An 18,766-nucleotide genomic window follows, 5' to 3' on the forward strand; every position below is an offset into this window, starting at 1 on the left:
AGTAGCCTGTAAAGGCAGACTTCGGCGGGCTCGACAAAGCGAGCTCACCCTCTCCGGACGCATGTTTCGAGGGCAGGCGTTGAGCCGGACAGGCTCGTGGCCAAGCCCAAACTCCGTGCTACTTGCATCGGGCGAATAACAGAAAGGAAAGCTTCAAGAGCTTGACTCCCTCGCCATCGCTATGGCCGGAGGACACCGCGAGCCGAATTTTGGGGAGCATCTACTCGGTCAGACCCTGCGCCGAAGGGAGCGCATGGTCCCTCCAGCGGATCAGCACCAGACTCACACCTTGACGAGATGCTTGACGCGGTCCGTTTCGCCAAAGATGCGCAGGTAGCGCTCCATCTCGCGCTCTTCGCCTGTGGCCTTGGCCGGATTGTCGGACAGCTTCACCGCGTTGCGGCCGTTGACCTTGGTGACCTTGCAGATCAGCGAAATCGCGTTGAGGCCCTTGGTCTCCATCGGCGCGCAGTCTTCGAAGTCGTTGGTCAGGTTGGTGCCCCAGCCGAAGGACATGCGCACCTTGCCGCGGAAATGGCGATAGGTTTCCTCGATGGTCTCGGCCTCGAGCCCGTCGGAGAAGATCAGCAGTTTCTTGCGCGGGTCGACGCCCTTCTCGCGCCACCATGAGATGATCTTCTCGCCGCCCTCGATGGGCGGAGCGCTGTCCGGCCGGAAGCCAGTCCAGTCGGCGACCCAGTCGGGCGCATCGCGCAGGAAGGCGGCTGTGCCGAAGGCGTCGGGCAGTACGATCAGCAGGTTGCCGCCGTAGTAGCGCTGCCAGTCCTGCAGGACCCGGTAGGGCGCCTGGCGCAGTTCCTGGTCGCTATCGGCCAATGCGGCCAGCACCATCGGCAGTTCGTGCGCGTTGGTGCCGAGCGCCTCGAGATCGGTGTCCATGGCCAGGAGTACGTTGGATGTGCCGGTGAAAGCGGGGCCGATGCCTTCCTTGAGTGCCTCGACGCACCAGCGCTGCCAAAGGAAGGAGTGACGCCGCCGCGTGCCGAAATCGGAGATCTTCAGGTCGGGAAGCTGGCGCAGCCGCTCGATCTTGGACCACAGCTTTGCCTTGGCGCGAGCATAGAGCACGTCGAGCGCGAAGGGACCGAACGGCTTCATCGCCGAGCGCGAGCGCAGCTCGTTGATGATGGCGAGTGCGGGAATCTCCCACAGCGTCGTGTACATCCACGGCCCGTGGAACGAGAGCTCATACTGGCCGTTGCGCTTTGAAAGCTCGTATTCGGGCAGCTGGAAGTCCTCCAGCCAGGCCAGGAATTCCGGCTCGAAGATCTGCTTGCGGCCGTAGAAGGTATTGCCGCCCAGCCAGATCATCTCCTTCTTGGAGAAGCGCAGCGTGCGTGCATAATCGAGTTGCTCTCGCAGTTCCTGCTCGTCGATCTCCTCGGCCAGCCTGACCGAGGTGTTGCGATTGATCAGCGAGAAGGTGACGTCGACATTGGGGTACATGCCCCAGATCATCTGCAGCATCAGCAGCTTGTAGAAATCGGTGTCGAGCAGGCTGCGGACGATCGGGTCGAGCTTCCAGGTGTGGTTGTAGACGCGCCGCGCAATATCGGTCTTGGTCATTCAGAGAACCTTTTGGTGCCGCTTTCTGCTTGTCCAGCAGCCTCTTAGCATCGAAATGGGTTCTTTGCCTCATCATTGCGGCTCTGGACCGACAAAAAATGCCGTTGCGGCAGGCCAGCCGGTCGCGCGCGGCAACCGGCTGGCAGGATCATCCGGCCAGAGCCCTGGTCAGGTCGAGGCGGTCGCGTCGCATCCAGCGCAGGAGGAGCAGCGCTGCCACCGCAGCCAGGCCGGAGGACAGGCCGATCCAGATGCCGACGCCCTGGAGGCCGAGCGGAAAGGCGAACAGCATCCCGAGCGGCAGGCCGATGCCCCAGTAGCCGAGGGCAGCATAGATCATCGGCACCCTGGTGTCGTGCAGACCGCGCAGCATGCCTGCGGCCACCGATTGCGCACCGTCGACGACCTGGAACAGTCCTGCAAAGGCCAGGAACGACACCGCCAGCCCGATCACCGTGGCGTTGCGGGGATCGTCGAGGTCGATGAAGGCGCCGATCAGCATTTCGGGCAGCAGCACCATCACCAGGGCCGCCAGCGCCATGAACCCGACGCCCAGCACCAGCGCGGTCCAGCCGGCGCGGCTTATGCCGTCCCGGTTGCGTGCGCCGTAGGCGAGCCCCACGCGCACGGTCACCGCCTGGCTCAGTCCCAGCGGCACCATGAAGGTGATCGAGGCGATCTGGATGGCGATGGCATGGGCTGCGAGCGAAGCCGCGCCAATCAGCCCCATGACCATCGCAGCGGCGTTGAAGATGGTGACCTCGAAGGCCATGATCCCGGCAATGGGCAGGCCGAGCTTCAAGAGGCCCATGAAGCGCGGCCAGTCGGGGCGCCAGAAGCGCCCGAACAGGCTGTAGCGCCGGAAGTTCGACTGCAGCGTCACCACGGCGACCATGCCGACAAACATCAACAGGCTGGACAGGGTGGTGGCGAGCCCCGATCCGGAAATACCCATGGCCCGAAAGCCGAGATTGCCGAACATCAGGCACCAGTTGGCCAGGACGTTGAAGCCCACAGCGATGAACACGATGGCCAGCGCCCAGCCCGGTCGCTCCAGCGCCGAGATGAAGGAGCGCAGCACGATATAGCCGTAGAACGGCAGCACCGCCCATTGCAGCCAATGCACATAGACGCCCGCCTGCGCGGCCAACTCCGGGTCCTGTCCCATCGCTGCCAGCACCGCCTCGGCCTGCCACAGGAAGACCCAGATCGGGATGCTGACGCACACCGCCAGCCATAGTCCCTGGCGCACCGTGCGCCGGATGTCGCGCACCGAGTGGCGCTTGCGGCCGAGCTCGGTGGCCATCATCGGCGAGGTTGCCAGGATGAGGCCCAGGCCGAAGATCATGGGCGCGAAATAGAGGCTCGTGCCCAGCGCGCCGGCGGCGAGCGTATCGGGGCCCAGGCGACCCATCATCATCACGTCGGTCGCCGTCATCGCGGTCTGGCCGAGATTGGTGAGCACCATCGGCCAGGCGAGCGCCAGCATTGCCCGAAATTCGTGACGCCAAAGACTTGCCGGCGCCTGTGCGCCGGCTTCGATCGCAGACATCTGTTTCAACTTTCAGGAGTGGGCGGCGGCAAAGACTGCGCCACCGGCCTCGTTCTCGCGGAAAAACGGAATGGTCTTTCCGAATCTTTCCCACCTACTTGAACCAAACACCCGTGGCAAACAAGTGTTCACGCCTGGCAACGGTTGAGCCAGGCAGCCGGGGACTGTGCGGATATAGGGGCTTTCTTGGCGCCTACATCAACTCCAGCGCCCGCCGTTGACGATGCATTTCGAGGAAAATTCGGTAGTCGCGCTCGTAGCCGGCACGAGCGGCGGGGTCGGGCCGGTGCTCCCGGCCCGGCTGCTGCATGCCGGCGCAGGCCGCCGCCAGCGAGGGGTAAAGGCCGGCGGCATGAGCGGCCACCATGCCGGTGCCGAGCAGCACCGCCTCGTCCGAAACCGGCTCGATCACCATGCAGCCGGTGGCGTCGGCATAGAGCTCCATCAGCAGCGGGTTTTTCGTGTGGCCCCCGGTGACATGCAGCGTGTCGATGGCGTAGCCGCTGGCGTTGAGCGCATCGACGATGTGACGCACGCCAAGCGCGATGCCGACGGCGGTGCGCCAATAGACCCGGCACAGGCTGTCGAAGGAGGCATCGAGCGTCAGCCCCGAGATCACGCCGACAGCGTGCGGATCGGCAAGCGGCGAGCGGTTGCCGTGGAAATCGGGCAGCACATGCAGCCGCGTGGCAAAGCTCGTGCCTTCCTGCGCGCGCAGCGCCGCTATCCGTTCGGCGATGCGCCGATGCGCGGCCGCGTCGGGCTCGCCGCCGGCGCCATGCCAGCGGATGATGTGGTCGAGCAGCGCCCCGGTGGCGGACTGGCCGCCCTCGTTCATCCAGCAGTCGGGCAGCGCGACGCCGAAATAAGGCCCCCACCCGCCGGGGAAGGAGCGTGGCTGCAGCGACAATGCCATGGCGCAGCTCGACGTGCCTGCAATCAGCGCCAGATGCCGGTCGATGCCGGCAAGATCGCCGACGAAGCCACCCAGAACGCCAAGCGCGCCGGCATAGGCGTCGATCAGCCCGACACCGACGCGGCAGGCGGTGGAGAGGCCGAGCGCAGCCGCGGCCTCCGGCAGCAGCGGCCCGAGATCGGTGCCCACCGGGCTGGCCTTCTGCGGCAGGGCTCCGCGTTCCAGCAGATCGTCGAGCCCGACCCTTTCGAGGAAATCGGCCTGCCACCCCGGCGTCTCATGGGCGAGATAGGTCCATTTGCAGGTGAGCGTGCATTGCGACCGGGCGAGCGAGCCGGATGCCTTCCAGGACAGGAAATCGGCGAGATCGAAGAAATAGCCCGCCTTGGCCCACTGCTGCGGCAGATGCCGCTTCAGCCACATCAGCTTGGGAAGCTGCATCTCGGGCGACATCACGCCGCCGATGTGCTCGAGCACGCGGTGGCCGGTTGCCGTGCACTCCTCGGCCTCGGCGATCGCGCGATGGTCGAGCCAGACCACTGTGTCCCAGCGATCCTCGCCTCCGGTCGAAACCGAGAGCTGGTGGCCACCACTGTCGCGCACCACCAGCGAGCAAGTGGCGTCGAAGGCGATGCCGGCGACCTCGTCCGCCGCAATGCCGGCCTTCTCCCGCGCCGCCCGCACCGCTGCACAGACGGCACGCCAGATATCCTCCGAGTCATGCTCGGCATGATCCGGTTCCGGCTGCTGCATGGCGATGCGGTGTTCGGCACGGCCGAGGAAATTGCCGGCGGCGTCGAGAATGCCGGCGCGCGCGCTGCCGGTGCCGACGTCGACAGCGCAGACAAAGGCGCCCATCAGCGGGCGCTCCGGCAGGATCTCGCTCCAGGCAAAGACAGCAGAAGCTTCGTCATGCGACGAAGATACCCCTCGCCGTCAACAGCGCAAGGGTCGCCTTGCCGGAGCCCGACAGTAAGGCCTATCCCCGGTCAGCCCTCAGGCCAGCGTCACGCCGGCGTCGCGCATCTTGCCCAGCATCGTTTCCAACGAGCCGCCGAGATCGATGGCACGGCAGGCATCCAGCCGCACCGTGGTCTCGAAGCCTTGCTCGACTGCGTCGAGCGCCGAATAGGCGACGCAGAAATCCGTCGCCAGCCCGACCAGCGTGAGCTTGCCGATGCCGCGCTCCTTCAGATAGCCGGCGAGGCCCGTCGGCGTCTTGCGGTCGTTCTCGAAAAAGGCGGAATAGCTGTCGATGCCCTTGCGGAAGCCCTTGCGGATGACCAGCTCGGCCTTGCTCCACTTGAGCGCGGGATGGAAGGCCGCGCCGCCCGAGCCCTGCACGCAATGATCGGGCCACAGGGTCTGCTGGCCATAGGGCATCTCGACGGTTTCGAACGGCTGCTTGCCCGGATGTTTCGAGGCGAAGCTGGAATGGTTGGCTGGATGCCAATCCTGCGTCAGCACCACATGCTCGAAGTCGCCGATCATCTCGTTGATCAAGGGCACGATCTTGTCGCCTTCGGCCACCGGCAGGCTGCCGCCCGGACAAAAATCATTCTGCATGTCGATGACGATCAGCGCTTCTTCGGCCATTTCAATTCCATCTCCCAAATCGCGGCATCGAGCCTCGGCCAGAAGCAGGTGCACAGTCAACAGCCTTTGCTGCATAAGCCTCTGAAACCACGCATGAAGCAAACAGGCGGCGGCGCCGAAACTGCGCCTTGCAAACCAACGGTCGCCTGATACCATTCGCATACAAATGATTTCTGCGACCGGTCATGCTTGGGAGGCGTGGCGTGCACCGATACGCAAAGCCGACGGCGCTCGAAGAGGCGCTGACCCTTCTCGGACGGGATGACGACTGGCTTTTGCTGGCCGGCGGCACCGACGTCTACCCGGCCCTCGGCGACCGTCCGCTGCAGCGCAATGTGCTCGATCTGAACGGTCTCGCCGAGCTCCGGGGCATTTCCGAAACCGCCACGCATCTCGTCATCGGCGCGCGAACGACCTGGGCCGAAATCGCCCGCCACGACCTGCCGCCGGCATTCGGCGCGCTGCAGGCGGCCGCCCGCGAGGTCGGCTCCATCCAGATCCAGAACCGCGCCACGATAGCCGGAAATCTCTGCAACGCGTCGCCCGCCGCCGACGGCGTGCCGGCGCTTTTGGTGCTCAACGCCGAGGTGGATCTGCGGGCGTTGGGCTCGACCCGTCATCTGCCGCTTTCCGACTTCATCCTCGGCAATCGCCGCACGGTCCGGCAGCCAGACGAGTTGGTCACGGCGATCCGCGTGCCGAAACGTGCAGTCGCCGGTGCATCCGCATTCCAGAAACTCGGCAGCCGGCGCTATCTCGTCATCTCCATCGTCATGGCGGCCGCGCGCATCGCGGTCGAGCATGGCATCGTCACGCAAGCCGCGGTGGCGGTGGGCGCCTGCTCGGCCGTGGCCAAGCGATTGCACAATCTGGAGGCCGGCCTGCGTGGTTTACCCGTCGGCCCGACTCTCGCTGAAGTCGTGGCGGAAGCGGCTTTCAATGAGTTGGCGCCCATCGACGACGTGCGCGGCAGCGCCGACTACCGGCGCCTTGCGGCGCGCGAGATCGTTGCCCGGGCTGTGCTGGCCACCATCGATCCGACCAATGCAAGGGCGGCAGCGGCATGAGCACGGTGCGGATCGCCTTGAACTTCGAGCTCAATGGCGCCGCCGTCGCAATCCACGTCCCACCTCTCCGGCGCCTATCGGCCGTGCTGCGCGACGAGCTGCGGCTCACCGGCACCAAGGTCGGCTGCGATGCCGGCGATTGCGGCGCCTGCACCGTGCTGGTCGACGGCGAGCCGGTCTGCGCCTGCCTCGTGCCGGCGGCATCGGTGGAAAGTGCGGCGGTGCGCACGGTTGAGGGGCTCGCCAATGGCAGCCTCTCGGCGCTGCAGGCCTCGTTTCTCGCACATGGCGCGGCGCAATGCGGCATCTGCACACCCGCGTTGCTGGTCGCCGGAACCGCGCTTCTGGAACAGACGCCCTCGCCTTCCGAGGGCCAGGTGAAGGACGCGCTGGGCGGCATCCTCTGCCGCTGCACCGGCTACCGAAAAATCATCGCGGCGGTGATGGAGGCCGGCCGCCACGCCGGCGAACTGGACCCCCGGCTCCCCGCCGCCGGCCACGCGATCGGCGCCTCGCCGGTGCGGCTCGACGGCATCGCCAAGGTGACGGGCGCGGACAAATTCGGCGCGGATTCCTTCCCGGCCGATGCGCTGGCCGTCGCCGTCATCCGCTCGCCCCATTATCACGCGCGCTTTGCCTTCGGCGACCTCGACGCCTACCGCGCGCAAAACCCCGGCATCGCGGCCATCTTTACCGCCGCTGACATTCCCGGGCAAAACCGCTTCGGCGTCATCCCTGCCTTCGCCGACCAGCCTGCCCTGGCCGAAGGCGAGGTGCGCTTCCGTGGCGAGGCGGTGGCGGTGGTGGCCGGCGAGCGCGAGGCGATCCGCGATCTCGACCTTGCGAGATTTCCGATCGCCTGGACCGAACTGCCGCACCGGCTCGAGCCCTGCGAGGACAGCGACCTCGTCCATGCCGAGCGTCCGGGCAATCTGCTCACACAGGGCTTCGTCCGGCGTGGCGAGCCGGAAGCAGCGATTGCCAATGCTGCTCATGTCGCGTCGGGCGAGATCGAGACCGCTTATGTCGAGCATGCCTATATCGAGCCGGAGGCGGGCTTCGCGCATATGGACGGCGACACGCTGGTGGTCACGGCCTGCACGCAGGCCCCCTATATGGACCGTGACGACATGGGCAAGGTGCTCGGCCTCCCGCCCGAGCGCGTGCGCATCGTGCCCACCGCGACCGGCGGCGGCTTCGGCGCCAAGCTCGATCTTTCGGTGCAGCCGCTGGTCGGTCTCGTTGCGCTGAAGACCGGCCGGCCGGCGGCACTCGTCTACACGCGCGGCGAATCCATGGCCGCGTCGACCAAGCGCCACCCGGCCACCATGCGCGCGACCATTGCCGCCGACGCGGAAGGCCGCATTGCCGGCATGGTATTTTCCGGGGACTTCAACACGGGCGCCTATGCAAGCTGGGGGCCGACAGTGGCCAACCGCGTGCCGGTCCATGCCTCCGGCCCCTATGTCACGCCGCACTACCGCGCGCTCGGCCGCGCCCTGCACAGCAACGGCCCGATCTCCGGCGCCTTTCGCGGCTTCGGCGTGCCACAGGCCACGATCATGCAGGAGACGCTCTACGACGAGCTGGCGCAAAAGGCGGGGCTCGACCGGCTGGAATTCCGCCTGAAAAACTGCCTTCGCAACGGCTCCGAAACGGTGACAGGCCACGAGCTTGAGAAAGGCGTCGGCATCGCCACCTGTCTCGAAGCGCTGAAACCCCACTGGCAGCGCGCGCTGGCCGACACGGAAGTCTTCAATGCCGGCAACGGCGCGCGCCGGCGCGGCGTCGGCGTGGCCTCCTGCTGGTACGGCTGCGGCAACACCTCGTTGCCCAACCCCTCGACCATCCGGCTCGGCCTCTCGCCCGACGGGCATGTGGTTCTGCATCAGGGCGCGGTCGACATCGGCCAGGGCTCCAACACGGTGATCGCGCAGATCGTCGCCGACACGCTCGGCGTGCCGCTGCAACTGGTGCGGCTGAAAGGCGCCGACACGGCGATCTCGCCCGATGCCGGCAAGACCTCGGCTTCACGGCAGACCTTTGTCTCGGGCAAGGCGGCGGAGAAGGCGGCCCGGGCTTTGCGCGAAAAAATCCTGCGCTTTGCCAATGTCTCGGAGCTTGCCACGCTGCATCTGGAAGGCTCCACGCTGGTCGTTCGCGAGGGTCAGGCCGTGCGCCACATCGATCTTGCCGCGCTCGTCCCGGATGCCGACGGCCTGGTCTTTTCGGCGCAGGAAACCTACGACCCGCCGACCACCCCGCTCGACGAAAACGGCCAGGGCAAGCCCTATGCCGTCTATGGCTACGGCGCGCAGATCGCCGAGTTGGAGGTCGACATGAAGCTCGGCACGGTCAGGCTGATAAAAATCACCGCCGCGCACGATGTCGGCCGCGCCATCAACCCGCTTCTGGCCGAGGGGCAGATCGAGGGCGGCATCGCGCAGGGCATCGGCATGGCGCTCATGGAGGAATACATCCCAGGCCGTACCGAAAACCTGCACGACTATCTCATTCCCACCATCGGCGACGTGCCGCCCATCGAGACCATTCTGGTGGAAATTCCGGACCCGGAAGGACCGTTCGGCGCCAAGGGGCTGGGCGAGCATGTGCTGATCCCCACCGCGCCGGCGATCCTCAACGCCATCCGCCACGCCACCGGCGTGCTGGTGACGAAGCTGCCGGCCACGCCAAGCCGCATCCGCGCGGCCATCGCAGAAGCCGAGGCAGGGCGATGAGCGAGCTTTCCGAACGCTTCGTTTCCTCCGATCCCGGCGATAAGCGGCAGGGCGACAAGCTGCGCTGCGATGCCTGCCCGGTGATGTGCTACATCGCCGAGGGCCGCACCGGCGCCTGCGACCGCTACGGCAATTTCGGCGGACGCATCGTGCGTTGCGACCCGCTGACCATCCTCGAGCACCACATAGAGACCGACGGCGAGGTCGTGCACTTCGCGGCCGCCGAGGAGCCGTGGACCGGCGAGCTGATCGACCCCGGCCGCCGCTTCGTCACCGCCATCGGCGCCGGCACCACCTACCCCGACTACAAACCCGCCCCCTTTATCGTCAGCCAGGAGGTCGAGGGCGTCGATCTGGTCACCGTCGTCACCGAGGGCATCTTTTCCTATTGCGGCGTCAAGGTAAAGATCGACACCGACCGCCATCTCGGCCCCGAAACCGCGACAGTGCGCGCCGAAGGCGAGGCCGTAGGCCATGTGACCACCGGTGAATACGGCTCGCAGATGCTGTCGCTGGGTGGCGTGCATCACCTGACCGGCGGCTCGAAGGCGGAAGGCCGCGTCACCTGCGCCACGCTGCTCGACCTGTGCAACCGCAAGCCGGTGGAGTTGACCATCGACGGCGGCGCCAGCGTGATCGTCGAGGCGGGCAAGGCGCCGGTCATCGACGGCAAGGTCGAGCACCGCATGCGCGTGGGCTGCGGCTCGGCCACCATCGGCATGTTCGCCACCCAGTGGCGCGGGCTGGTGGACGAGGTGGTGGTGGTGGATGACCACATCACCGGCGTGGTTTCGGAGCACCAGGCCGGTAAGGTGCTGGGCTGGGCAGACACCGGCATAAAAATCAGCGGCCGACGCTCGACGCCCGGCCGATATTTCAAGGTCTCCGAACCGGGCCTGGGCTGGGGCGGCACCACGATTTCCGACCCGCTGTCGATCCTCGGCCCGTGGAACCCGGCCAAGGGCGCGCGCGCCGGCCTGTCGCTGCTCATGGTTTCGACCACCGGCGAGCAGTTCGCCTATTACGAGCTCGACGAGGAGCTGCGGCCGGTCGAAAAACCGTTTCCCGAGCGGCTGGAAAAATCGGTCCGGCTGATCGAGGAAAACTGCGAGCCGGCGCTGTGCACCGTGCTGTTCGTCGGCGGGGCCGGCGGGTCCCTTCGCGCCGGGGTGGTGGAAAACCCGGTCAACCTCACCCGCTCGGTGCAGGGACTGCAGACCTATGTCACCGTCGGCGGCGCGCCGGTCTATGTCTGGCCGGGCGGCGGCATCACGCTGATGGTCGACGTGACCCGCGTGCCGGAAAACGCCTTCGGCTATGTGCCAACACCCGCGCTCGTGGCGCCGATCGAATTCACCCTGCGCCGCGACGACTATCTCCGGCTCGGCGGCTATGCCGGCGCGATCCGCACGGTGGACGACGTGCTGGCGCAAGGCGGCGAATATTTCAACGAGCGTCAGAACCGCCCGGCGCCGACCGGCAATCCATGGCCGCCGCTGCAGCAGTTGCGGCGCTGGCCGGGCGGCCGGCCGTGACCGGGCCGCAGGCGACGTGGCTGCCGGACGGGCGGCGGCTGCACCTCAACCATGGGCCGATCGACCTGATCGTCGAGGCTTTTGGGCCGCCCGACGAAATGCGCGCGGCCTATGCGCAGGCGGTCGCGCATTTTCGGACCGTGCTGCCCGAACTGGTGGGCGAGCTGGCCGAATTGCGAAAGCCTGCCGGGCCGGAGCCACGCGCCTTCGCCGGGCCGGTGGCGCGGCGCATGGAAGCGGCGGTTGCGCCGCTGTCGACCCGTTTCATCACGCCCATGGCGGCGGTGGCAGGCGCGGTTGCCGAGGAAATCCTCGCCGCCATGCTTGCCGGGCGCCGCTTGCGAAAGGCCTATGTCAACAATGGCGGCGACATCGCGCTGCATCTCGCGCCCGGCGAGACGATTTCGGCGGCGGTGGCCGGCACCGGCCACGGCTTTGCCGATCGGCTGGCGGTGCGCGCAGGCGACGGCGTGGGCGGCATCGCTACTTCCGGCTGGCGCGGGCGCTCCTTGTCGCTCGGCATCGCCGATGCGGTGACGGTGCTGGCAGCGACAGCCGCGCAGGCCGACGCCGCTGCCACGCTGATCGCCAATGCCGTCGACCTGCCCGGCCATCCGGGCATTACGCGTGTGCCGGCCTGCGAGCTTGCTCCCGAAAGCGATCTCGGCGAGCGCCCCGTAACCCGCGCAGTGGGACCGCTGTCGTCGGCCGCGGTCGGACAGGCGCTCGGCGCGGGGTTTTTGCTTGCCGAGGAATTCTGCCGCGAGGGGCTGATCGTGGCGGCTGCGCTGTTCCTCGCCGGCCAGGCGCGGGTCTGCGGGCAACTGGCGTTCGACCGGAGCGAAGCGGGCGCCTTTCCGCGATTCGGCGCGCCCGTGGAAGGGCAGCCCCGCGGCGCCGGCTTCGGAGGCGAGGCATGAGCGGTCAAGACGATCTTCTGACACCGACCCCTGCCGGGGAGCCGCCGAAATATCGTCTGCAGGACCAGATCGGCTTCGTGCTGCGGCGGGCGCACCAGCGCCATGTGGCGATCTTCGCCGCGCACATCGCCGACCTGACGCCGCCGCAATTTGCAGCTTTGGCCAAGCTCCACGAGACCGGCGCGACCTCGCAGAACCAGCTCGGCGGCCTGATCGCCATGGATGCGGCCACCGTGAAGGGCGTGATCGACCGGCTGCGGGCGCGCGGGCTGGTGGAGCTTACCCCGCACGGGGTCGACAAGCGCCGGCTCCTGGTCAGCCTGACAGCGGAAGGCGCCGCGGCGGTGGAGAAGCTCATTCCGCTGGCCCGCCAGATCACCGAGGAGACGCTGACGCCGCTGACGCAGAAGGAAGCGGCGACGCTGATGAGGCTTATGCGCAAGCTGGGGTGAGGAGTGGCGCAGCGCTTTCCCTCCGCTTCTCCGTCGCCTCGCGGTCGATTGCAGTGCCGGAGCCGTCGAGCACGACCCCGAACAGCTTGGCGGCCTGCGCCGGCGTGTAGTAGCCCAGCCGCACGTCGCGCAGCACCAGTTCGGGGTCGCGGCAAAGCGGGTCGCCATAGCCGCCGCCGCCGGGCGTGCCGACGCACACGCGGTCACCGGCCCGGAGAAAAATGTCCTGCTCCTTGGACAGATGCGGCGGCACGTGGGCTGCGCCGTCGCGGAACACGGTGACCTCGTTGACCGCGCCGTCACTGCCGCCGCGCACGCCTTGCGGGCCGGTTCGGCCGTGGTCCATGACGAAGGAAGCGCGCGCCTCGCCGCGCAGAAGCTCCACTTCGTAGGCGAGCCCGAAGCCGCCGCGATGCTGGCCCGCACCGCCGGAGCCCTCGCGCAGCGCATAGTGGCGGTAGAGCACCGGATAGGCCTGTTCCATGATTTCCACCGGCGGCGATTTCGAGATGCCGATGGTGGAGCAGCCGTTGGACAGGCCGTCGTGCCAAAAATTGCCGCCATAGCCGCCGCCGGAGATCTGGTACATGACATAGTCGCGGCCGCGCGCCGGATCATGGCCGCCAAGGGCAAAGTTGCCGCTGGAGCCGGCGGGCGCGGCGGTAACGCGATCGGGCAGCGCCTGCACCATGGCCGCGAAGACGGCCTCGGCGATGCGCTGCGACACCTCGGCCGCGCAGCCCGACACGGGCCGCGGATAGCGGGCGTCGAGGAAGGTGCCTTCCGGCCGCACTACCACCAGCGGCTCGAAGGCGCCGGCGCTGATCGGCACGTCCGGGAAGATGTGGCGCATGGCCAGATAGACCGACGACAGCGTGGTGGCGTGCACGCTGTTCATGGGTCCCGCGCAAGGCGGGCTGGAGCCGCCAAAATCGAAGGTTAGCGTGTCGCCCCGCTTTTCGACCGCGAGCGCGATGGTGAGCGGCCGGTCCACCACCCCGTCGGAATCGACGAAGGCTTTTGCGTGATAGACGCCATCCGGGATCGGCGCGATGTGCGCGCGCATCTGCTCGGCCGCGCGGCGGCGCAGCTCGGCGATGGCGTGGACAACGGTTTCGTCTCCGTAACGATCAAGGATTTCCAGGAGCCGGTCGCGCCCGACCATGAGCGCCGCGGCCTGCGCCTTGATGTCGCCGATGCGCTGGTCGGCAACGCGTATGTTGGAACAGATGATGGCGTAGATTTCGGGGTCCAGCACGCCGCGCTTGAAGAGCTTTACCGGCGGCAGGCGCAGGCCTTCCTGCTCGACCGACGTGGCCGAGGCCGAAAAGCCGCCCGGCACCGCGCCGCCAATGTCGGGCCAGTGGCCGGTGTTGGACAGCCAGCAGAAGATTTGTCCGCTGCGCCACACCGGCATGGCGAAGCGCACGTCCATCAGGTGCGTGCCGCCAAGATAGGGATCGTTGACGATGTAGATGTCGCCTTCCTGCGGGGGCGCACAGCGGCCGTCGCGGATCATCTCGATGATGGTGCGGGTGGAATATTGCATCACGCCGACGAACACCGGCAGGCCCTGGCTTCCTTGGGCGATCAGCGAACCGTCCTCGGCCGAATAGATGCCGTCGGAGCGGTCGTTGGCCTCGGCGATAACGGGCGAGAAGGCGGCTCTGCTGAAGGTGAGGTCCATCTCGTCGCAGGCCTGCTGGAGCGCGGCCTGGATGACCGAAAGGGTGATGGCATCGAGGGCGGTCATTTTGGCTTGGCATCCTCACGGCGATTTTTTTCGCCCGCTCTGGCTTCACCGAGTCCGAGGCATGGATTCCCGACACTCTCCGCTCGCGCTTCGCACTCGCTCCGAGGTCGAGAATGACGGACTTCATTTCCCGCCTCGCCAATCTCCAGCGTGAGGGATTTGCCGAGGCGCAAAATGGAATCCGTCATTCCCGATCTCGTGAGCGACCGCAGGGAGCGGAGAGTGTCGGGATTCCATGCCTCGGACTCGGTGCGATCAAAGCCCTTGACGCTTGTCGAGCCGATACAGTCCTTCATGACGCGCCCACCTCGATCACGATATTCCCGTCCGCGTCACCGCGCGCGCGGTCGCCGGGCTCGAGCACGGTTGTGGCGTCCATCTGTTCGAGGATCGCAGGGCCCTCGAGCACGGCGTCCAGAGGCAGCTTTTCGCGGGCATAGACCGGCGTCTCGCGCCAGCGGCCGTCGGACCACACGGGGCGAAGCTCGTGCAGCGCCCCTTCAAGCGTCGCCGCCCGGCCTGCCGGGTCGATGAGGCCGGAGAGATCGACGGCCGCGCGCACGCCGGTGACCGAGGTGTTCAGGTTGACCAGATTGGCGCGGATTTCCGGCAGCTCGACCTTGAAGCGGGCGAAATAGGCCTTTTCGAACAGGGTTTGCAGTTCCACGCGGGAAACCGCGCCGGAGGGCAGCGGCACATTGAGGATATGTGTCTGGCCGACGAACTGCATGTCGGCCGAATGCGCGACGCGGATCGATTGTGGCCTCACCGCCTCCCTCGCGATGAGGGCCTCGCCCTCGCCGCGCTGCGCGGCGAGGATTTCCGCAATACGGCGCTCGTCGAGGCTGGCCACCGGCTGGTTGACCGTGTTGACGAAATCGTGGCGCAGGTCGGCCACCACGCAGCCCAGCGCGTTGGTGATGCCCGGCCGCGCCGGCACCAGCACTTTCGGCAGGCCGAGCTCGCGGGCCAGGGCCGAGGCGTGCAGCGGCCCCGCGCCGCCGAAGGCGAACAGCGCGAAGTCGCGCGGGTCGTGGCCGCGCGCGACGGAAACCATGCGGATCGCGCCGGCCATCTTGAGGTTGCCGAGTTTGAGCACCGCGCCAGCGGCCGAAACGCCGTCGAGCCCGGTGGCGCGGCCGATCTTTTCGGCGAAGATCTTTTGCACATGGTCGGGCGTGACGGGATTGTCGACCGAAAGAAGCCGCTTCGGGTCAAGCCGGCCGAGCACCAGATTGGCGTCGGTCAGCGTGGGCTCGGTGCCGCCGCGGCCGTAGCAGATCGGGCCGGGGTCGGCGCCCGCGCTTGCCGGACCGACCTGGATCAGGCCGGAGGCGTCGACGCGCGCAATTGAGCCGCCGCCCGCGCCCACCGTGTGCACGGCCACCATCGGCACATGGATGGGCATGGCGTATTCGATCTCGATCTCGTTGGAGACCGCAGGCTCGGCATTGCGGATCAGCGCGACATCGGTGGAGGTGCCGCCCATGTCGTAGGTGACGAGGTTTTCGTAGCCGGCGCGCCGGCCCGTATAAGCGGCGGCGATGACGCCCGAGGCCGGGCCGGACATGACCGTCTTGGCCGATTCACGTGTGACATTGCGGGCCGAGATCATGCCGCCATTGCCGTTCATGATGAGGAAGTCGCGGGCGTAGCCGCGCTCGCCCAGTTCCCGCCGCAGCCGCTCGACATAGCGCTCCAGGATCGGCTGCACCGAGGCGTTGACGGCAGCCGTGACGCCGCGCTCGAACTCGCGCGCCTCCGACAAGAGCATGTGGCCGGCGGTGATGTAGCCGTTGGGCCAGAGTTTTCGCGCGATCTCCAGCGCGCGCAATTCGTGCGCCGGATTGGCGTAGGAATGGAGGAAATGGATGACCAGCGACTCGCAGCCGGCTTCCAGAAGCTGGAGCACCGCCGCGCGCATCTCGTCCTCGTCGAGCGGCACGCGCACGGCGCCCGAGGCTTCCACTCGCTCGGACACTTCGAGCCGCAGATCGCGCGAAATGACCGGCACGAACACGCCGGTCATGCCATAGGCCTGCGGCCGGGTGCGGCGGCCAAGCTCGATGACGTCGCGAAAGCCGCGCGTGGTAATCATGCCGGTGCGGGCCAGCCGCCGCTCCAGCACCGCGTTGGTGGTGGTAGTGGTGCCGTGCACGATGAGGTCGATGTCGGCGACCGGAAAACCGGTCTCGGCCAGCGCGGCGACCACGCCGAAGGCCTGGTTGTCCACGGTGGTGGGGGTCTTGGCGATGCGCACGCCGCCCACGGCTGCGTCGATCATGATCAGGTCGGTGAAGGTGCCTCCGACATCGATGCCGGCCACCACATTTCCTGCATTTGCCTGATAATTCTCAGCCATGTTCGAAACCCGAAACGCAGGACCAAGGATCGGAAGCAGTTTGGAAAGCTGTTCCACGCCCCGATATTGACGTCAATATCGTTTGCATACTAATAAACGGGGCACACAGAATTACCGTTTTCGGGATTTGCGGCAGCGCGCGGGACGAAGAGGTCCGGCTTCGCAACGACGAGGTTTGCGCCGCCTTTTGGCGAAAGGTCCGGATTTTTCATGAACACCGCAGCAGCCCTCAACACGGCCGAGGCGAAGCCGCTTGCCTTCCCCATTCCGGCGAATGTCTATGCCGAGACCGTGGTGTCGGTGAAGCACTACACCGACCGGCTGTTCTCCTTCCGCATCACCCGGCCGCAGTCGCTGCGCTTCCGCTCGGGCGAGTTCGTCATGATCGGCCTGCCCAATGCCGAGAAGCCGGTGTTCCGCGCCTATTCGGTGGCCAGCCCCGCCTGGGACGAGGAGCTGGAGTTCTTCTCCATCAAGGTGCCGGATGGCCCGCTGACCCAGCACCTGCAGAAGATCCAGCCGGGCGACACGGTGCTGATGCGCCAGAAGGCCACCGGCACGCTCGTGCTTGACGCCCTGACGCCGGCCAAGCGGCTGTTCATGATCTCGACCGGCACCGGCATCGCGCCCTTCGCCAGCCTGCTGCGCGACCCCGACACCTACGAGAGGTTCGAGCAGGTCTACCTTACCCACACCTGCCGCGACGTGGCCGAGCTGACCTACGGCAAGGAGCTGGTGTCGGCGCTGGCAGAAGACCCGCTGATCGGCGAGCTGACCCATGGCCGCGTGACGCTCTATTCGACCACGACGCGCGAAGAGTCGCCCCATATGGGCCGCATCACCACGCTGATCGGCTCGGGCAAGTTCTACACCGACCTCGGCATCGACAAGCTCGACCCCGAGACCGACCGCGTCATGATCTGCGGCTCGATGCACATGCTGAAGGACGTCAAGGAACTGGCCGAAAGCCTCGGCTTCGAGGAAGGCTCGCTCTCCCAGCCGGCAAGCTTCGTCGTCGAGCGCGCTTTCGTCGGCTGATTGCGTCCCCTGCCCCGCGGCGCACGCCGCGGGCGCGCGTGACGATGCCCCTTTCACGCGTCCGGTTGGGCCGACCCGGTGTCTCCGCGCCGGACCGGCGGAATGATCTGCGCGGCCAGCCGCACGAGTTCCACCTGACGCGACACCCCCGTCTTGACGAAGATGTTGGCGAGATGCGTCTTGGCCGTGGTCACCGCGACGCCGAGCGCCTCCGTGGCCTGGACCAGCGTCTGGCCGGCGAGCAGGGCGGCGAGTACGCGGGTTTCCATGCGGGTGAGATCGAAGGCGACCGCCATGGCCTCGGCGCCGTTGGCGTCGTTGCCGACCGGGTTGACGAAGACCGCGGCCACGGCCTGCGGCACCAGGTACTGCCGCAGGGCGCCGGCCCGCATCGGCAGGACGCTGCCCAGCACCGGCGCCAGCCCGGGATTGGTCAGCCGCACGGCAAGCCCGGTCTTGCCGATTTCCGCCTCGTTTCGCGCGGCGATGCCGATCGCGGCCTGAAGCTCCGCCGTCGCGGAAGCCAGGTTGGTCTGCAAGATGCCGCCGACGTTGCGGATCGGCTTGGCTGCCCGCAGCATGGCTTCTGCGGCGGCGTTGACATGCAGGATGCGCGCATTGCCATCGGTGAGCACGACGCCGGCATGCAGCGTGTCGAACACCTCCCTGGCCGCTTCCGCCTCGAGCGTCCTCACATCGAGAATGTCGCTGATCATCACAGCCCGCCGGACATGGGGCACGAGGAGCCGCCCCAGCTCGACCTCCCGCTCGGAAATGAGGCCAGCCGATGCGTGCCGGCCCATGCCGATCTGCGCGTGCCGGGAGGGGCTGCGCATGAGAACCAGCGCCATGGCGTCGATGATGCCCTGCGGCGCCACCCACTCGGCAAAATAGCGCGAGCCTTCCCGCAGTTCCGGCGGCAGATGACGCGAGAACACTTGCGGCTCGTCCAGCGGCCAAACTATCGCCCGGGGCCGGCGCTCCCATCCAGCGATCTCCGACGCATACTCCGCCTGCTTCGCCAGCCAGTAGGGATCGACACCGACGCTTTTCCGAAGCGTCGCGCTGCGGCGTTCCAGATCGTACACGTGCAACTGGGCATTGTGGCAGCGAAGCAGCGTCCTGATCTGGTCGAGCGTATCGTCCCATCGGCCCGGATCGAGCGCGCAGTCGTAGATGATGCCAATGATTTCCGACAGTCTCTGAGGAGGCGGGAAATCGTCCATCGCTTCTCCGGTTCAATCACGCGG

The 18,766-nt window shown here is 67.1% G+C and carries 13 protein-coding genes; 6 read left to right on the forward strand and 7 right to left on the reverse strand.

Going from position 1 to position 18,766, the window contains the following annotated elements:
* Nucleotides 1-282 precede the first annotated feature (282 nt).
* The 4 genes from pncB to pncA form a co-directional block, all read right to left on the reverse strand.
* Nucleotides 283-1,587 (reverse strand): nicotinate phosphoribosyltransferase, encoded by a 1,305-nt coding sequence (pncB, locus tag ABLE85_RS09205; RefSeq protein ID WP_348792408.1) that lies wholly within the window; start codon nt 1,585-1,587, stop codon nt 283-285.
* A gap of 148 nt (nt 1,588-1,735) precedes the next feature.
* Nucleotides 1,736-3,139: an MATE family efflux transporter gene (locus tag ABLE85_RS09210; protein WP_348792409.1), complete on the reverse strand. Its 1,404-nt coding sequence runs from the start codon at nt 3,137-3,139 to the stop codon at nt 1,736-1,738.
* A gap of 193 nt (nt 3,140-3,332) precedes the next feature.
* The gene (locus ABLE85_RS09215) at nt 3,333-4,913 is read right to left on the reverse strand and encodes an FGGY-family carbohydrate kinase (protein ID WP_348792410.1); all 1,581 of its coding nucleotides are present in this window, start codon (nt 4,911-4,913) and stop codon (nt 3,333-3,335) included.
* A 138-nt stretch (nt 4,914-5,051) separates the two neighbouring features.
* Nucleotides 5,052-5,651, reverse strand: a complete 600-nt coding sequence (pncA, locus tag ABLE85_RS09220) for a bifunctional nicotinamidase/pyrazinamidase (RefSeq protein ID WP_348792411.1) — start codon at nt 5,649-5,651, stop codon at nt 5,052-5,054.
* Between the two features lie 203 nt (nt 5,652-5,854).
* On the opposite strand from pncA, the gene ABLE85_RS09225 reads away from it, so the two are divergent.
* The 5 genes from ABLE85_RS09225 to ABLE85_RS09245 are packed head-to-tail and all read left to right on the forward strand — an operon-like array spanning nt 5,855 to nt 12,363.
* A complete protein-coding gene (locus ABLE85_RS09225; RefSeq protein ID WP_348792412.1) occupies nt 5,855-6,718 on the forward strand; it encodes a xanthine dehydrogenase family protein subunit M in 864 nt (287 codons plus the stop codon).
* A complete protein-coding gene (locus ABLE85_RS09230) occupies nt 6,715-9,456 on the forward strand; it encodes a molybdopterin-dependent oxidoreductase (RefSeq protein ID WP_348792413.1) in 2,742 nt (913 codons plus the stop codon). Before ABLE85_RS09225 ends, ABLE85_RS09230 begins: the two co-directional genes overlap by 4 nt.
* Nucleotides 9,453-10,991 carry a 6-hydroxynicotinate reductase gene (locus ABLE85_RS09235; protein ID WP_348792414.1) on the forward strand — a complete coding sequence of 513 codons (1,539 nt, stop codon included), beginning with the start codon at nt 9,453-9,455 and terminating at the stop codon, nt 10,989-10,991. The genes ABLE85_RS09230 and ABLE85_RS09235 overlap by 4 nt, the downstream gene beginning before the upstream one ends.
* A complete protein-coding gene (locus ABLE85_RS09240; protein ID WP_348792506.1) occupies nt 10,988-11,911 on the forward strand; it encodes a UPF0280 family protein in 924 nt (307 codons plus the stop codon). The genes ABLE85_RS09235 and ABLE85_RS09240 overlap by 4 nt, the downstream gene beginning before the upstream one ends.
* Nucleotides 11,908-12,363 (forward strand): MarR family winged helix-turn-helix transcriptional regulator, encoded by a 456-nt coding sequence (locus ABLE85_RS09245; RefSeq protein ID WP_348792415.1) that lies wholly within the window; start codon nt 11,908-11,910, stop codon nt 12,361-12,363. Before ABLE85_RS09240 ends, ABLE85_RS09245 begins: the two co-directional genes overlap by 4 nt.
* Here the strand turns inward: ABLE85_RS09245 and ABLE85_RS09250 are convergent.
* Nucleotides 12,344-14,116, reverse strand: a complete 1,773-nt coding sequence (locus tag ABLE85_RS09250; protein WP_348792416.1) for a hydantoinase B/oxoprolinase family protein — start codon at nt 14,114-14,116, stop codon at nt 12,344-12,346. The genes ABLE85_RS09245 and ABLE85_RS09250 overlap by 20 nt on opposite strands.
* Before the next feature lie 292 nt (nt 14,117-14,408).
* Nucleotides 14,409-16,478 (reverse strand): hydantoinase/oxoprolinase family protein, encoded by a 2,070-nt coding sequence (locus tag ABLE85_RS09255; protein ID WP_348792417.1) that lies wholly within the window; start codon nt 16,476-16,478, stop codon nt 14,409-14,411.
* A 210-nt stretch (nt 16,479-16,688) separates the two neighbouring features.
* Between ABLE85_RS09255 and ABLE85_RS09260 the strand changes: the two genes are divergently transcribed.
* On the forward strand, nt 16,689-17,516 hold the full coding sequence (locus ABLE85_RS09260) for a ferredoxin--NADP reductase (RefSeq protein WP_348792418.1): 828 nt from the start codon (nt 16,689-16,691) through the stop codon (nt 17,514-17,516).
* Between the two features lie 53 nt (nt 17,517-17,569).
* Here ABLE85_RS09260 and ABLE85_RS09265 read toward each other — a convergent pair whose 3' ends face one another.
* Nucleotides 17,570-18,742, reverse strand: a complete 1,173-nt coding sequence (locus ABLE85_RS09265; protein ID WP_348792419.1) for a helix-turn-helix transcriptional regulator — start codon at nt 18,740-18,742, stop codon at nt 17,570-17,572.
* Nucleotides 18,743-18,766: the final 24 nt, after the last annotated feature.

The organism is Mesorhizobium sp. KR1-2, assembly GCF_040045035.1.
Taxonomy (GTDB): domain Bacteria; phylum Pseudomonadota; class Alphaproteobacteria; order Rhizobiales; family Rhizobiaceae; genus Pseudaminobacter.

What these genes read in the sequence shown, in the direction of transcription:
- ABLE85_RS09210 (WP_348792409.1), bottom strand. Translation starts at nt 3,139, where the DNA reads ATGTCTGCGATCGAAGCCGGCGCACAGGCGCCGGCAAGTCTTTGGCGT.
- pncB (WP_348792408.1), bottom strand. Translation starts at nt 1,587, where the DNA reads ATGACCAAGACCGATATTGCGCGGCGCGTCTACAACCACACCTGGAAG.
- ABLE85_RS09260 (WP_348792418.1), top strand. Translation starts at nt 16,689, where the DNA reads ATGAACACCGCAGCAGCCCTCAACACGGCCGAGGCGAAGCCGCTTGCC.
- ABLE85_RS09215 (WP_348792410.1), bottom strand. Translation starts at nt 4,913, where the DNA reads ATGGGCGCCTTTGTCTGCGCTGTCGACGTCGGCACCGGCAGCGCGCGC.
- ABLE85_RS09255 (WP_348792417.1), bottom strand. Translation starts at nt 16,478, where the DNA reads ATGGCTGAGAATTATCAGGCAAATGCAGGAAATGTGGTGGCCGGCATC.
- ABLE85_RS09245 (WP_348792415.1), top strand. Translation starts at nt 11,908, where the DNA reads ATGAGCGGTCAAGACGATCTTCTGACACCGACCCCTGCCGGGGAGCCG.
- ABLE85_RS09230 (WP_348792413.1), top strand. Translation starts at nt 6,715, where the DNA reads ATGAGCACGGTGCGGATCGCCTTGAACTTCGAGCTCAATGGCGCCGCC.
- pncA (WP_348792411.1), bottom strand. Translation starts at nt 5,651, where the DNA reads ATGGCCGAAGAAGCGCTGATCGTCATCGACATGCAGAATGATTTTTGT.
- ABLE85_RS09250 (WP_348792416.1), bottom strand. Translation starts at nt 14,116, where the DNA reads ATGACCGCCCTCGATGCCATCACCCTTTCGGTCATCCAGGCCGCGCTC.
- ABLE85_RS09265 (WP_348792419.1), bottom strand. Translation starts at nt 18,742, where the DNA reads ATGGACGATTTCCCGCCTCCTCAGAGACTGTCGGAAATCATTGGCATC.
- ABLE85_RS09235 (WP_348792414.1), top strand. Translation starts at nt 9,453, where the DNA reads ATGAGCGAGCTTTCCGAACGCTTCGTTTCCTCCGATCCCGGCGATAAG.